The 14,067-nt window shown below is 73.3% G+C and carries 12 protein-coding genes; 1 reads left to right on the top strand and 11 read right to left on the bottom strand.

The window, feature by feature from the left end; genetic code table 11:
• Positions 1-22: 22 nt before the first annotated feature.
• The 6 genes from whiA to ACYVG5_RS03285 form a co-directional block, all read right to left on the bottom strand.
• Entirely contained in the window at positions 23-997 is a 975-nt protein-coding gene (whiA, locus tag ACYVG5_RS03310) for a DNA-binding protein WhiA (RefSeq protein WP_246629886.1), read from the bottom strand.
• A 124-nt stretch (positions 998-1,121) separates the two neighbouring features.
• Positions 1,122-2,069, bottom strand: coding sequence for a uridine diphosphate-N-acetylglucosamine-binding protein YvcK (locus tag ACYVG5_RS03305; RefSeq protein ID WP_222046563.1), 948 nt, complete (start codon positions 2,067-2,069; stop codon positions 1,122-1,124).
• Positions 2,069-3,025, bottom strand: coding sequence for an RNase adapter RapZ (gene rapZ / locus ACYVG5_RS03300; protein WP_460682961.1), 957 nt, complete (start codon positions 3,023-3,025; stop codon positions 2,069-2,071). Before rapZ ends, ACYVG5_RS03305 begins: the two co-directional genes overlap by 1 nt.
• Positions 3,026-3,090: 65 nt before the next feature.
• Positions 3,091-5,091, bottom strand: a complete 2,001-nt coding sequence (uvrC, locus tag ACYVG5_RS03295; RefSeq protein ID WP_246629818.1) for an excinuclease ABC subunit UvrC — start codon at positions 5,089-5,091, stop codon at positions 3,091-3,093.
• A gap of 104 nt (positions 5,092-5,195) precedes the next feature.
• Entirely contained in the window at positions 5,196-8,087 is a 2,892-nt protein-coding gene (gene uvrA / locus ACYVG5_RS03290; RefSeq protein ID WP_222046561.1) for an excinuclease ABC subunit UvrA, read from the bottom strand.
• Between the two features lie 101 nt (positions 8,088-8,188).
• Positions 8,189-9,631 (bottom strand): amidase, encoded by a 1,443-nt coding sequence (locus ACYVG5_RS03285; protein WP_222046559.1) that lies wholly within the window; start codon positions 9,629-9,631, stop codon positions 8,189-8,191.
• A gap of 48 nt (positions 9,632-9,679) precedes the next feature.
• Between ACYVG5_RS03285 and ACYVG5_RS03280 the strand changes: the two genes are divergently transcribed.
• Complete coding sequence (locus tag ACYVG5_RS03280; protein ID WP_222046557.1) at positions 9,680-10,348, top strand: MBL fold metallo-hydrolase; 669 nt, start codon at positions 9,680-9,682, stop codon at positions 10,346-10,348.
• Between the two features lie 16 nt (positions 10,349-10,364).
• Here ACYVG5_RS03280 and ACYVG5_RS03275 read toward each other — a convergent pair whose 3' ends face one another.
• From ACYVG5_RS03275 to ACYVG5_RS03255, 5 genes are read right to left on the bottom strand one after another with little or no spacing between them, the layout of a single operon-like run.
• Positions 10,365-11,948, bottom strand: coding sequence for a polyamine aminopropyltransferase (locus tag ACYVG5_RS03275; RefSeq protein WP_460682960.1), 1,584 nt, complete (start codon positions 11,946-11,948; stop codon positions 10,365-10,367).
• A 4-nt stretch (positions 11,949-11,952) separates the two neighbouring features.
• Positions 11,953-12,411 (bottom strand): DUF350 domain-containing protein, encoded by a 459-nt coding sequence (locus tag ACYVG5_RS03270; protein WP_222046555.1) that lies wholly within the window; start codon positions 12,409-12,411, stop codon positions 11,953-11,955.
• A 31-nt stretch (positions 12,412-12,442) separates the two neighbouring features.
• Complete coding sequence (locus ACYVG5_RS03265; RefSeq protein WP_460682959.1) at positions 12,443-12,859, bottom strand: DUF4247 domain-containing protein; 417 nt, start codon at positions 12,857-12,859, stop codon at positions 12,443-12,445.
• On the bottom strand, positions 12,856-13,368 hold the full coding sequence (locus ACYVG5_RS03260; RefSeq protein WP_222046553.1) for a DUF2617 family protein: 513 nt from the start codon (positions 13,366-13,368) through the stop codon (positions 12,856-12,858). The genes ACYVG5_RS03265 and ACYVG5_RS03260 overlap by 4 nt, the downstream gene beginning before the upstream one ends.
• Entirely contained in the window at positions 13,365-13,961 is a 597-nt protein-coding gene (locus tag ACYVG5_RS03255; RefSeq protein WP_222046551.1) for a DUF4178 domain-containing protein, read from the bottom strand. The genes ACYVG5_RS03260 and ACYVG5_RS03255 overlap by 4 nt, the downstream gene beginning before the upstream one ends.
• Positions 13,962-14,067: the final 106 nt, after the last annotated feature.

The following is a 14,067-nucleotide window of genomic DNA, read 5'->3' as shown; positions in this document are numbered from 1 at the left end:
GGGGGGAAGGGTGGTCCTTCTACTACTGGGCCAGCATGTCGTCGGTGACGACGGACTCCGTGTCGGGGATGCCGAGATCCTTGGCGCGCTTGTCGGCCATCGCGAGCAGCCGGCGTATCCGGCCGGCGACGGCGTCCTTGGTCATCGGCGGGTCGGCGCGCTGACCGAGCTCCTCCAGGGAGGCCTGCCCGAACTCCAGGCGCAGCCGGCCGGCGACCAGCAGGTGCTCGGGGGCGTCGTCGGCGAGGATCTCCAGGGCGCGCTCCACCCGGGCGCTGGCGGCCACCGCGGCGCGGGCCGAGCGGCGCAGGTTCGCGTCGTCGAAGTTGGCCAGCCGGTTCGCCGTCGCCCGGACCTCGCGGCGCATCCGCCGCTCCTCCCAGGCCATGACCGCGTCGTGCGCACCCATCCGGGTCAGCAGCGCGCCGATCGCGTCGCCGTCACGGACGACGACCCGGTCGGTGCCCCGGACCTCGCGCGCCTTCGCCGCGATGCCCAGCCGGCGGGCGGCGCCGACGAGCGCCATGGCCGCCTCCGGCCCCGGGCAGGTGATCTCCAGCGACGAGGAGCGCCCCGGCTCGGTCAGCGAGCCGTGGGCGAGGAAGGCCCCGCGCCAGGCGGCCTCCGCGTCGCCGATGCCACCGGAGACGACGGCCGGCGGCAGGCCGCGCACGGGACGGCCGCGCTGGTCGACCAGGCCGGTCTGCCGGGCGAGCCCCTCCCCGTGCTTGGCGATGCGCACCAGGTACCGCACGCCGCGGCGGATGTTGCCGCCGGCGAGCACGCTCACGCCGCTGGTGTAGCCGTAGACCTCGCTGATGTCGCGCCGCAGCCGCCGGGCCACCGAGCCGGTGTCCAGCTCGGCCTCGATGACCACCCGGCCACCGACGATGTGCAGGCCACCGGAGAAGCGCAGCAGCGCCGTCACCTCGGCCTTGCGCTCGGAGGTCTTGGTGCACTCCACGCGGGAGAGCTCGTCCTTGACCATCGCCGTCATCGCCACGTCGGACACCTCCGTGTCGCCCCGGTGCGACCGGATCGTGAGCTGCGTGTGGTTCCCATGCGCGGTCTTCCTTCCCCCTGAGTGCCGGCCCCGGACCGGTCGGCCGCTCCTCCGCGGCTCACCGCGCGCCGACCACGGAGGCCAGCGCGGTGGCGAGCCGCACAGGATCGTGCCGCGGCGTGCCGTCCGACGCGGCCACATGCGCCAGCACGAGCTCCGCTCCACATCCCTGCACAGCAGACAGCAGACCACGCCGGTCAACAACCGCAGCCGCATCGGCGATCACCGTGTGCAACGACACGCCTCCCAAGTGTCCCAGAAGCACGTTCAGATGCTCCTCCGGGGAGAACCCGTCCGTCTCGCCGGCCTGCGGTTCGAGGTTGAGCACGACGATCACCTTGGCCCGGGTGGCCTCCAGCGCGTCCCGCAGCCGCGGGACGAGCAGGTGCGGCAGCACGGAGGTGTACCAGGACCCCGGCCCCAGGCAGACCACGTCGGCGGCGGCGATCGCCGCCACGACGGCGTCGGAGACCGGCGGGTCCGGAGGTGACAGCTGGATGTCCTGCACCCGGCCCGGCGTGGCCGCGATCGCCACCTGCCCGCGGATCCGGCGGAACCGCTCCGGGTCGTCGGGGTCGACGCTGGCCACCGTGGCGACCAGGTCCAGCGGCACGTCGGCCATCGGCAGCACCGTGCCGCGGGCTCCCAGCAGGCGACCGATGACATCCAGGGCGCGCACGGTGTCCCCGCCGTACATCTCGGTGAGCCCGGTGAGCACCAGGTTGCCCACCGGGTGGCCGGCGAGCGCACCGGTGCCGCCCAGCCGGTGCTGGAACAGCGCGGCCATCTCCTGGGTGCGGGCGTGGTCACCCGCCAGGGCGGCCAGCGCCATCCGGAGGTCGCCGGGGGGCAGGACCGGCATCTCCCGCCGGATGCGCCCGGAGGACCCACCGTCGTCGGCGACGGTGACGACGGCGGTCAGGCACCCGGTGAGCTCCCGCCAGGCGGCCAGGGACGCGGCGAGGCCGTGTCCTCCGCCCAGCGCGACCACCCGGAGGTCATCCACTACTCGCGGCCCAGGTCGCGGTGCTGTGCGGTCGCCGCGACGCCCTCGGCGGTGAGCCGCCGGGCGAACTCCTCGGCCATGGCGACGCTGCGGTGCTTGCCGCCGGTGCAGCCGACGGCCAGGGTCAGGTAGCGCTTGCCCTCGCGCCGGTAGCCGGGAACCAGCAGGCGCAGCACCTCGGTGTACCGGTCGAGGAACGCGCCGGCGTCGTCCTGGCTGAGGACGTAGTCGCGCACCTGGGGATCGCGGCCGGTCATCGGCCGCAGCTCGGGGACCCAGTGCGGGTTGGGCAGGAACCGGGCGTCGACGACGAGATCGGCATCCAGCGGCAGGCCGTACTTGAAGCCGAAGCTGAGCACCGTGGCGACCACCTGCGGGGGTGCACCGTGCTCGATGAACGCTGACTCGAGTGTCGCCCGCAGTTGGTGCACGTTGAGGTCGCTGGTGTCGATCCACAGGTCGGCCTCACCGGCGATGCCGGTGAGCAGCTCGCGCTCGGCGTCGATGCCGTCGATGAGGCGACCGCTGCCCTGCAGCGGGTGCTCCCGGCGGACCGACTCGTACCGGCGGATCAGCACCTCGTTGCGGGCGTGCACGTAGACCACCCGTGGCCGGTGCCCGGCGTGGTCGAGCAGCCGGATGGACTCCTGCAGGTCGGTGGAGAACGCCCGGCTGCGGACGTCGACGACCGCGGCGAACCGGCGCACGTCACCGCGGGCGCCCAGCTCGACCATCGGCTGCAGCAGCGCCGGCGGCAGGTTGTCGACGACGAAGAAGCCGAGGTCCTCCAGCACCCGGCCGGCGGAGTTCTTCCCCGCCCCGGACAGCCCGGTCACCACGACGACATCCAGCGGGGCGACCTCGGTGGATGCCCCGTCGGCGGACGGCGGCACGTCGCGCTGCGGGCCCGCGCCCCGGTCGTCCAGCGGCACCGCGCCCTCGCCTGCGGCGCTCACGGGTTCTCCTCGCCGGAGCTCGTCGGCCGCGTTCGCGGCGCTGCTGTGCTCATTCGCTCGCTCGCTCACGTGCCGGCCCCGGCGGCCGGCTGGACGCGCCCGATCTCCGCCGTCTCCCCCGCCATCTCCCCCGCCGCGGCACCGGGTGCCCCGGGCGTCGGCTCGGCGACCGCGGCGAGCACGGCCTCCGCCGTGCGCCGGCCGATGCCCGGCACCGCCGTGAGCTCGTCGACGGTGGCGGCCCGCAAGCGCTTGAGCGACCCGAACTGCTTCATCAGTGCCTTTCGCCGTGTGCCGCCCAGCCCCGGCACGTCGTCCAGGAGTGAGACCAGCATGGTGCTGGAGCGCTTCTGCCGGTGGTAGGTGATCGCGAACCGGTGCGCCTCGTCCCGGATGCGTTGCAGCAGGTACAGCGCCTCGGAGGTGCGCGGCAGGATCACCGGGTCGGGGTCGTCGGGCAGCCAGACCTCCTCCATGCGCTTGGCCAGGCCGCAGACCGCGATGTCCACGATGCCCAGCTCGGCCAGCGAGCGACCGGCCGCGGCGACCTGCGGCGCCCCGCCGTCGACCACGAGCAGGTTGGGCGGGTAGGCGAACCGGCGCGGCCGCCCCTCCTCGGCTGCCACACCCTGCTCGTCGCGGCGGTCGGCCTCGTCCCTGAGGTGCCGGGCGAAGCGGCGCCGGACGACCTCGGCCATCGCAGCAGTGTCGTCGGTGCCCTGGGCGACCGCGAACCGGCGGTAGTCGGACTTCTTCGCCATGCCGTCCTCGAACACCACCATGCTGGCCACCACGTTGGTGCCCTGGACGTGCGAGATGTCGATGCACTCGATCCGCAGCGGCGCGTCGGGGAGGTCGAGCGCCTCCTGGATCTCGGACAGGGCCAGGGACCGGGCGGTGAGGTCGCTGGCCCGCTTGACCCGGTGCCGGGCGAAGGACTCCTGGGCGTTGCGCTCGACGGTCTCCATCAGGCTGCGCTTGTCGCCGCGCTGGGGGACGCGCAGTGACACCCGCGAGCCGCGGAGCTCGCTGAGCAGCTCGGCGTAGACCTCGGCGTCCTCGGGCAGCTCGGGGACGAGCACCTCGCGCGGCACGGCCTCGCCGGCCTCCCCGACCCCGGTCTGATCGTCGACGCCGCCGTAGACCTGCAGCAGGAACTGCTCGACCAGCTGGCCGGTGCTGACGTCCTCGACCTTGTCGATGATCCAGCCGCGCTGGCCACGGACCCGGCCGCCGCGGACGTGGAAGACCTGGACGGCGGCCTCCAGCTCGTCCTGGGCGAAGGCGACGACGTCGGCGTCGGTTCCGTCACCGAGGACGACGGCCTGCTTCTCCAGCGCCCGCCGCAGCGCCCCGAGGTCGTCGCGCAGCCGGGCCGCCTTCTCGTACTCCATCTCGGCCGCGGCCGCGGCCATCTGGCGTTCCAGCCGGCGGATGATCTGGTCGGTGCGGCCGCCCAGGAAGTCGCAGAAGTCGTCGACGATCCGCCGGTGCTCGTCCGGGGTGACCCGCCCGACGCAGGGCGCGGAGCACTTGCCGATGTATCCCAGCAGGCAGGGGCGCCCGATCTGGCCGGCCCGCTTGAACACCCCTGCCGAACAGGTGCGGGCCGGGAAGACGCGGGTCAGGGTGTCGAGGGTCTCGCGGATCGCCCAGGCGTGCGCGTAGGGCCCGAAGTACCGCACGCCCTTGCGCTTGGGGCCGCGCATGACCTGCAGCCTCGGGACCTCCTCGTTCAGCGTGACCGCCAGCGACGGGTAGCTCTTGTCGTCGCGGTAGCGGACGTTGAACCGGGGGTCGAACTCCTTGATCCAGTTGTATTCGAGCTGGAGGGCCTCGACCTCGGTGCCGACGACCGTCCACTCCACGCTCGCGGCCGTGGTGACCATCTGCCGGGTGCGCGGGTGCAGGCCGGAGACGTCGGCGAAGTAGCTGTTCAGCCGCTGGCGGAGGCTCTTGGCCTTGCCGACGTAGACGACCCGGCCGCCCGGGTCGCGGAACCTGTAGACCCCCGGCGACTCTGGGATGCTGCCGACCGCTGGGCGGTACGTGGACGGGTCGGGCATGGCTCCAGATTAGGTCGGGGCACCGACGGTCCGCCGACGCCGTCCCCCGCGTCGCGGTGACGGCCGACGGTGGTGACGAGGACGCAGGTCAGCAGGACGCCGGGTCAGCTCGCCTTCTTGCGGACCCGCTTCTTCGGCGCGGCCGCGGCGGTGACCGCGTCGGCGTCGAGGATCTGGGCGAGGAAGCGGCCGGTGTGGCTCTCCGGGACGGAGGCGACGAACTCCGGGGGGCCCTCCGCGACGACCGTGCCACCGCGGAAGCCACCCTCGGGGCCCATGTCGATCAGCCAGTCGGCACTCTTGATCACGTCCAGGTTGTGCTCGATGACGATGACCGAATTGCCCTTGTCGACCAGGCCCTGGATGACCAGCAGCAGCTTGCGGATGTCCTCGAAGTGCAGCCCGGTGGTGGGCTCGTCGAGCACGTACACGGTGCGGCCGTTCGACCGCTTCTGCAGCTCGCTGGCCAGCTTGACCCGCTGCGCCTCACCGCCGGACAGCGTGGTCGCCGGCTGACCGAGCCGGACGTAGCCGAGACCGACGTCGGTGAGCGTGCGCAGGTAGCGGGCGATCGCCGGGATGGCGGCGAAGAAGTCGGCCGCCTCCTCGATCGGCATGTCCAGGACCTCGGCGACCGTCTTGCCCTTGTAGTGCACCTCCAGGGTCTCCCGGTTGAACCGGGCGCCCTTGCAGACCTCACACGGGACGTAGACGTCCGGCAGGAAGTTCATCTCGATCTTGAGCGTGCCGTCACCGGAGCAGGCCTCGCAGCGCCCGCCCTTCACGTTGAAGGAGAAGCGCCCGGGGAGGTACCCGCGCACCTTCGCCTCGGAGGTGCTGGCGAACAGCTTGCGGACGTGATCCCAGACGCCGGTGTAGGTCGCCGGGTTGGACCGCGGGGTGCGGCCGATCGGTGACTGGTCGACCCCGACGACCTTGTCGAGCTGGTCCAGGCCGGTGACCGTGCGGTGCCGCCCGGGCACCAGGCGGGCGCGGTTGAGCTGATTGGCCAGCACCGTGTAGAGGATGTCGTTGACCAGGCTGGACTTGCCCGATCCGGACACCCCGGTGACGGCGACCAGGCAGCCCAGCGGGAACGTCACGTCGACGCCTCGCAGGTTGTGCTCGCGGGCGCCCTTGACGACGAGCTCGCGTCCGGGGCTGGGCCGGCGGCGCTCCTCGGGGATGACGATCTCCATCCGCCCGGACAGGTAGGCGCCGGTGAGTGACCGCTCGCTGGCGAGCAGCTCGTCGTAGGTGCCACTGACCACGACCTCGCCGCCGTGCTCGCCGGCACCGGGGCCGATGTCGACGATCCAGTCGGCCTTCTTGATCGTGTCCTCGTCGTGCTCGACGACGATCAGGGTGTTGCCCATGTCGCGCAGCCGGACCAGCGTCTCGATCAGCCGGATGTTGTCCCGCTGGTGCAGCCCGATCGACGGCTCGTCGAGGACGTAGAGCACGCCGACCAACCCGGAGCCGATCTGGGTGGCCAGCCGGATGCGCTGCGCCTCGCCGCCGGCCAGGGTGGCGGCCGGGCGGTCGAGGGACAGGTAGTCCAGGCCGACGTCGACCAGGAACGACAGCCGGGCCTGGATCTCCTTGAGCACCCGGTCGGCGATGGCGCGCTCACGCTCGCCCAGCTCCAGCGCGCCCAGCCACTCCGACGCGTCGCCGATGGAGAGGTTGGTGACCTCGGCGATCGACCGGCCGTTCATCTTGACCGCGAGGATCTCCGGCTTCAGCCGTGTCCCGTGACAGACGGGGCACGGGACATCGCGCATGTAGCCCTCGTACTTGTCCTTCATGAACTCGCTGTCGGTGTCCTCGTGGCGGCGCTCGAGGAAGGGCAGCACGCCCTCGAAGGCGGCGTAGTAGCTGCGCTCGCGGCCGTAGCGGTTCTTGTAGCGGACGTGCACCTGGTCGGGGGAACCGTGCAGCACCGCCTTCTGCACCCGGGCCGGCAGCTCCTCCCACGGGGTCTCCATCGAGAACCCGAGCATGTCCGAGAGGCCGCTGAGCAGCCGGGTGAAGTACTCGTTGCTCATCGAGCCGGCCCAGGGCGCCACGGCGCCCTCGCCGAGGCTCTTGGTCGGGTCGGGGATGACGAGTTCGGGGTCGACCTCCTTGCGGGTGCCGATGCCGGTGCACTCGGGGCAGGCGCCGAACGGGGAGTTGAAGGAGAACGAGCGGGGCTCGAGCGCCTCGAAGGACAGTCCGTCGTCGATGCAGGCCAGATGCTCGGAGAAGGTGCGCTCGCGGTGCGGGTCGCCCTCGGGCAGGTCGACGAAGTCGAGGACGACCATCCCGCCGGCCAGGCCGAGCGCGGTCTCCACGGAGTCGGTGAGCCGACGCTTGGAGCTCTCCTTGACGGTGAGGCGGTCGACGATCACCTCGATCGTGTGCTTCTCCTGCTTCTTGAGCGTCGGTGCCTCGGTGAGCGGGTGCACGGTGCCGTCGACCCGGACCCGGGAGAAACCCTGGGTCTGCAGCGAGCCGAACAGGTCGACGTACTCGCCCTTGCGGGCGCGGACCACGGGGGCGAGCACCTGGAAGCGGGTGCCCTCCTCCATGGCCAGCACCTGGTCGACGATCTGCTGCGGGGTCTGCCGCGAGATCGGCTTGCCGCAGTTGGGGCAGTGCGGCTGGCCGGCGCGGGCGTAGAGCAGGCGCAGGTAGTCGTAGACCTCGGTGATGGTGCCCACGGTCGACCGCGGGTTGCGGTTGGTCGACTTCTGGTCGATGGAGACCGCCGGCGACAACCCCTCGATGAAGTCGACATCGGGCTTGTCCATCTGGCCCAGGAACTGGCGGGCGTAGGCCGACAGGGACTCGACGTACCGGCGCTGACCCTCGGCGAAGATGGTGTCGAAGGCCAGGCTGGACTTGCCCGAGCCGGAGAGCCCCGTGAACACGATCATCGCGTCGCGGGGCAGGTCGAGGTGGACGTCCTTGAGGTTGTGCTCGCGGGCGCCGCGGACGACGAGCCGGTCCATGTGATCCCTGTCGGTCGCAGTGGTTCGTTGCTGGGTGGAACGGAGTACCCGCGGGGCCGCTTCCCCGATGTGCTGGACGGCACCCGGGCGGCGGTGCCCGGTCAGCCCGCCGTGTTCCCGGCGGGGACGAGTGGATCGAAGACAGGCGCGTGCCGGCGCCAGGGCAGCCGGCGCTCGAGCTCTCCGGCCAGCCAGAGTAGTCGCGTCTCGGACCCTGCCGGCCCGACGAACTGGACCGACGTCGGGGTGCCCTCGGGACGCGGTGCGGTGGGCAGCACCAGGGCCGGTAGGCCGGCCAGGTTCCAGGCCGACGTCCAGGGCGCCCAGCGGGCGTTGGCCGAGATGTTGGCCAGGAACCCGCGCTCGTGCCAGGGCCGTGCGGGCAGCGGCGGGCCGCTGACGACCGGGCTGAGGAGCACGTCGACGTCGGTGAAGAATGCGGTCATCCGGGCGCGGAACGCCTCGGCGGTGCGCGGCCGTAGCAACCCGGCCCGGCGGGCGAGCCGCCCCAGCCGGGCGTGCACCCGGCTGCGGGGCTGCAGGGCGGCCCGGTCGAGGCCGAGCGCCTCGGCGTCGGAGTCGGCACCGGCCAGCCAGCGCACGACGGTGCCCAGCGCGGCGGACGGCGGCAGCACCGGCTCGCGCCGGACGACCACGTGCCCGGCCGCCCGCAGTTCGGCGACGACGGCATCGAGCGCGGCGCGGCCCGAGGCGTCGAGCCGGACACCGGCCACCGGGGACCGCGTGGAGACGGCGATGGTCAGCGGCCGGCCGGGCGCGGCCGGCTCGGCCGGTGGGCGGCCGGCCAGCACCGCCGTGGCCAGGGCGAGGTCGGCGACGGTGGTGGCCAGCGCACCGTTCTCGGCCATGCCCGACCAGCTGTCGGCACCGATCAGGGCGGGGACCACGCCGCGGCCGGGCTTCAGCGTGACCAGGCCGCACGCGGCGGCCGGCAGCCGCAGGGAGCCCATGCCGTCGTTGCCCTGGGCGAGGGGAACCACTCCGGCGGCCACCGCCGCGGCGCTGCCGCCGGAGGAACCGGCCGAAGAACGCGCGGTGTCCCAGGGATTGCGGGTCACCGTGCCGGGGCCGTCCGTGGCCGAGTAGAGGCACAGCTCCGGAACGCGGGTGATGCCGAGCACGATCGCGCCGGCGGCCCGCAGCCGGGCGACGACCGGGTGGTCGGCGGTGGCCGGCGACGGGTCGTGCGCCGCGGACCCGTCGGTGGCCACCTCGCCGGCGACGGCGACGTTGTCCTTGATCGCGATGGGCACGCCCGCGAGCGGCAGGTCGGCTCGCCGCGGGGACGCGTCGACCGCGGCGGCCTCGGCGAGCGCGGCCTCGGCGCGGACGACCCGGAAGGCACCGATCCGGCTCTCCACCGCCGCCAGGTGGTCGAGGTGCGCCTGCACCACCGCCACGGCGGACAGCTCGCCGGACCGCACACGGGCCGCGATCCCGGTGGCGGGCGCACCGACGATGCCCGGCGCAGCGTCCTCCCCGCCGCCCGTCGCAGGCGGCCGGGGGGCTGCACTAGCGTCCATGCCGTCGAACCTATCCGGGAGCACCGACAGTTCTCAGGCGGGAGCGGGATGAGCGCACAGACCTACACCGGTGACGTCGAGGTCGGCGGGCCTGCCGACACCCGGGAGCTGCCCGGGCTCACCATCACCAAGCTCGCGGTGAGCGAGATGGCGAACAACGCGTACCTGCTGACGGCCACCGCGACCGGGGAGTCGCTGCTGGTCGACGCCGCCGCCGACGCCCCGGCGCTGCTGGCGATGATCGGCGACGCGGGCGTGCGCACCGTCGTCACCACGCACGGGCACTGGGACCACCACCGGGCACTCCCCGAGATCGTCGAGGCGACCGGCGCCGAGACGGTCGCCCACCCGGCGGACGCCACCGACCTCCCCGTCCCGGTGAGCCGGCCGGTCGAGCACGGCGACACGGTCCCCGTCGGGGACCAGACGCTCGAGGTCGTGCACCTGCGCGGCCACACGCCCGGCAGCATCGCGCTGGTGTGGCGGGGGCCGGAGGGGGCGGGCACGCACGTGTTCACCGGCGACAGCCTCTTCCCGGGCGGGGTGGGCAACACCCAGCAGGATCCGGAGCGGTTTACCAGCCTGGTCGACGACGTCGAGGCCCGGCTGTTCGGAACGCTGCCCGACGAGACGTGGGTCTACCCCGGCCACGGCAGGGACACGACGATCGGCGCCGAGCGGCCGCACCTCGCGGAGTGGCGCGAGCGCGGCTGGTGAGCGGGCCGTCGGCTGCTCAGCCCTGGTAGCCCTGTCGCAGGTCCGCCACGATCCGCGGCCGGTCCAGGGTGGACGGCTCGAGCCGCTGCGGCTGCCGGTCCGGGGCGAACACCCCGGCGGCAGTCAGGGTGGCCGCGTCCAGCGACCGCAGCACCGGGCTCCGCGCGGACAGGGTGAGCTCCGGAGGCTGCGCGCCGGCCGCAGCCAGCACGAAGCCCCAGTCGCCGAAGCTGGGGACGTGCACGTGGTACGGGGTCGGCTGCAGGCCGGCCGAGGCGATCGTCGAGACCGTTCGCGAGTAGGCGGTGGGGGTCGAGTACGGGCTGCCGGCCTGCACGGTGACCAGCCCGCCGGGGGCCAGCACCCCGCGCACCAGGCCGTAGAACTCGGTGGAGTACAACCGGCCGAGCACCGGGGTGTCCGGGTCCGGCATGTCCACGACGACCGCGTCGAAGGCGGCCCGGGGCGCGTTCCGCAGCCACCGGAAGGCGTCCTGCAGGACGACATCGACCCGCGGGTCGACGAGCGCACCCCGGTTGAGCTGGGCCAGCCGGGTCCGGGCCAGCCGCACCACCTCCGGGTCCAGCTCCACCTGCACCACCTCGGCGACCGACGGATGGCGGAGCACCTCCCGGGCGGCGAGGCCGTCGCCGCCACCCAGGATCAGCACGCGCCGGGGGTCGCGGGCCAGCGCCGGGTGCACCAGCGCCTCGGTGTAGCGGTACTCGTCGACACTGCTGAACTGCAGGTCGCCGTCCAGGTACAGCCGCAGGTCGGGGCCGCGCCGGGTGAGCACGATCTCCTGGTGGTCCGACCGGCCGGCGGAGACGATCGGGTCGGCGTAGAGCCGCTGCCGTGCGGTGACCTCGATCTCCCGGGCGTTGACCAGCAGCACGCCGAGGAGGGTCGCGGCACACAGCAGGGCGGCGCCGGCGGACCGCCGGGCGCGGGGGCTCAGCTGCGCCCGCAGCAGCAGCGCCGAGACCACGGCGGCGGCGAGCACGTTGACCAGGCCGGTGAGCGCCGCGCCGCGGATCTGCCCGGCCAGGGGCAGCAGCAGGAACGGCCAGGCGAGCCCGCCCAGCAGCGCCCCGGCGTAGTCGGCCGCGTTGAGGTCGGCCAGCAGCCGCCCGGTGCCGCGGGCGTCGGCGGCCCGACGACCGGCCTGCAGCAGGGTCATGAGCAGCGGCAGCTCGGCGCCGACGAGGACGCCGATGAGCAAGGTGGCCAGCACGAGCACCGACCCGCTGGTGCCGTACCAGGAGAAGGTGACGTACAGCGTGACCGCGCTGAGGCCGCCGACGACGCCGAGCAGGATCTCGACCGCGACGAACGTGACGGCGGCATGTCCCAGGAAGGGCTTGACCAGCAGCGCGCCGGCACCCAGCGCAGCCACGAACCCCGCGACGATCAGCGAGGTCTGGGTGATCCCACCCCCGACGAGGCTGGCCGACAAGGTCAGCAGGACCAGCTCGTAGACCAGCCCGCACGCCGCGCAGACGGCCACTGCGGCGAGCAGCAGCGGCCGGGACCGCCGCCCGATGGCGACCCCGTCGGACACCGTGGCGGCCTCGCTCACCGGCGGCGCGGGGGCGGCCACCGGCTCAGGACAGCGCCGCGGCGTTGACCGCGCCGACGGCCAGCAGCGTGGCCGCGACCGCCCAGGCGGCGGCGCTGAGGTGCGGCTCGTCGACCAGCTCGGCCAGCCGGGCGGGAACCACCAGGTCCAGCACCCGCAGGGCGACGGCCTGCAGGACCACGCCGACGAACCCATAGACGGCGGAGTCGACCAGGCCCTGACCGAGGGAGTCGGAGCTGGTCATGATCGCCGTGACCACGATGACGGCCAGGGCCAGGTGGTTGGCGGCCAGCAGGATCACCGCGTTCGGCCTGTGGTGCGTGTAGACCTGGGTGCGCAGGTTGCCGGGCGTGAGCAGGTCGAGCGCCAGGAAACCCAGGCTGAGCACGGCGGCGCCGACCAGGAAGAACAGCAGCGTGGCCACCACTCCCTGGCCGAGGTCGCCGCCGTCGATGGTGCCGAATTCGAGGGCGAACGAGGTCACTGCACTCTCCTGAGGGTGGGGATGCGGGGGCTCACTTGCCGTCCCCGGGGCCGCCGTCGCCGCCGCCGGCGGCCGGTGAGCCCGGACGGAAGCCGGGGCCGAGGAAGGCGTAGAAGCCGCTGCGGTAGCGGTCGTCGAGGTCCTCCATGCGGACGGTGCTGCCATCCGGGGCGGCGCTGACGATGACGATGTCGTCGTCGTAGCGGAGGTACTCGCTACCGCCGTCGGCCTGACGTTCGGCCGGCCGGGCCGCGTCGACGATCGCGGTCGCCGTGGTGCCCACGGGATCCGGGGACGCGTAGGTCCGGGAGTCGCCGCTGTTGTCGGTCAGCTCGTACGTGTCGTCCAGGAAACCGCGGACGTCGTTGCCTGCGCCGCAACCGGTCAGCAGGAGCAGAGCGGTGAACAGGGCGGCCGCGATGCCCCCCGGTCGGTGCGCGCGGCTCACGACGGCGACCACCGGCTGGTGGTGGCGACCAGGTCACCGGTCTGCGGGCCGGGGTAGAGGTGCCAGGTCGACCAGGTCCAGCCGCCCGACGGCAACGGGCCGGCCGTGAGCGCGGTGAGCGCGCTGCTGGCGCCGGGGAACGTGCCGCACAGCCAGTCGGCTCCACTCCGGGCGCGGGCGCGCAACCGGGCGGCGGAGGCGTCCAGGTCCGCCGCGGGGAGGGAGGTGATCGTCGCGGACATCTCGTAGCCCCCCGATCGGGCGCTGGCCGGCAGCCGCTGTCCTCCCGCGGCGACGGCATCGCAGGAGACCTGCTCGGTCAGCCGGTGACCGGGTGTCGTGGCGGTCACGACGTGCGAGGCACCGAGGACACCGAGCACCAGGACCCCGCCGCGACCGTCGCGCAGCACGAGCTCGGCCAGCGGTTCGGGGGCGGGCGCATCCAGCAGCAGACCGAGAGCGTCAGCGGCGACGTCCCGCGGCGTCACGTCCAGGAGATGGACGGTCATGCGCCGGGCGCCGAGTGGTAGACGGTCAGCTCGGCCGGCGTGACCACCCGGCCGGTGGAGACCTCCCAGGACTGGGTGTCGGCCCAGCGTTCGAAGGCCAGGAGGCCGGTGCGGTCGGCCGTCGCGTAGTCGGCGTAGTCCATGGTCCCGGTGGGCGGGGTGCCCGTGGTGCCCTCGGCGGTGTAGGTGGCGCGGCCGCGTTCGATGCGGCGGTGCACCCGGTCGTCGAGGATGACGTCGCCGTCCGGGGTGAGGCCGGTGCCCTCCCGGCGCATCCACAGGGTCAGTTCCAGGTCGCCCTCGTCGTCCTCGACGCTGAGCCACCGGCGACCGGTCGACCCGTCGAGCAGGTGCTCGCGCCAGGTCATCCCGCCCTCGCTCAGCGCGATCGTCCCGCGGACGACGTGGTCGATGCCGGCGTAGGTGATCACGTCTCCGACGCCGATGGCATGCGGGTCCCAGTCGGCGGGCTGGTCGGCCAGCGGATCGACGCGGGGCGTCCGGGACGGCGCAGCTCGCCGCCGGGCGCGAACGGCGACCACCACCGCCACGACGAGGGCGACCAGCAGGAGGACGAACAGCAGTTCGGGCATCGGCTACTTCCGGTCTGGTGTGCGCGAAGCAGGAACCCTATCGACAGGCGATCCCGGATGGGCCCCGTCGAGCGCCGGAAGTGATCTTCCCCCGGACCGCGGCAAC

The sequence above is a fragment of the Modestobacter lapidis genome (assembly GCF_054780755.1).
The sequence above is the reverse complement of the archived record's forward strand: the minus strand, read 5'-3'. Positions and strand labels throughout refer to the sequence as shown.

What these genes read in the sequence shown, in the direction of transcription:
- uvrA (WP_222046561.1), bottom strand. Translation starts at nt 8,087, where the DNA reads ATGGACCGGCTCGTCGTCCGCGGCGCCCGCGAGCACAACCTCAAGGAC.
- whiA (WP_246629886.1), bottom strand. Translation starts at nt 997, where the DNA reads ATGACGGCGATGGTCAAGGACGAGCTCTCCCGCGTGGAGTGCACCAAG.
- ACYVG5_RS03255 (WP_222046551.1), bottom strand. Translation starts at nt 13,961, where the DNA reads ATGCCCGAACTGCTGTTCGTCCTCCTGCTGGTCGCCCTCGTCGTGGCG.
- ACYVG5_RS03260 (WP_222046553.1), bottom strand. Translation starts at nt 13,368, where the DNA reads ATGACCGTCCATCTCCTGGACGTGACGCCGCGGGACGTCGCCGCTGAC.
- ACYVG5_RS03280 (WP_222046557.1), top strand. Translation starts at nt 9,680, where the DNA reads ATGAGCGCACAGACCTACACCGGTGACGTCGAGGTCGGCGGGCCTGCC.
- uvrC (WP_246629818.1), bottom strand. Translation starts at nt 5,091, where the DNA reads ATGCCCGACCCGTCCACGTACCGCCCAGCGGTCGGCAGCATCCCAGAG.
- ACYVG5_RS03285 (WP_222046559.1), bottom strand. Translation starts at nt 9,631, where the DNA reads ATGGACGCTAGTGCAGCCCCCCGGCCGCCTGCGACGGGCGGCGGGGAG.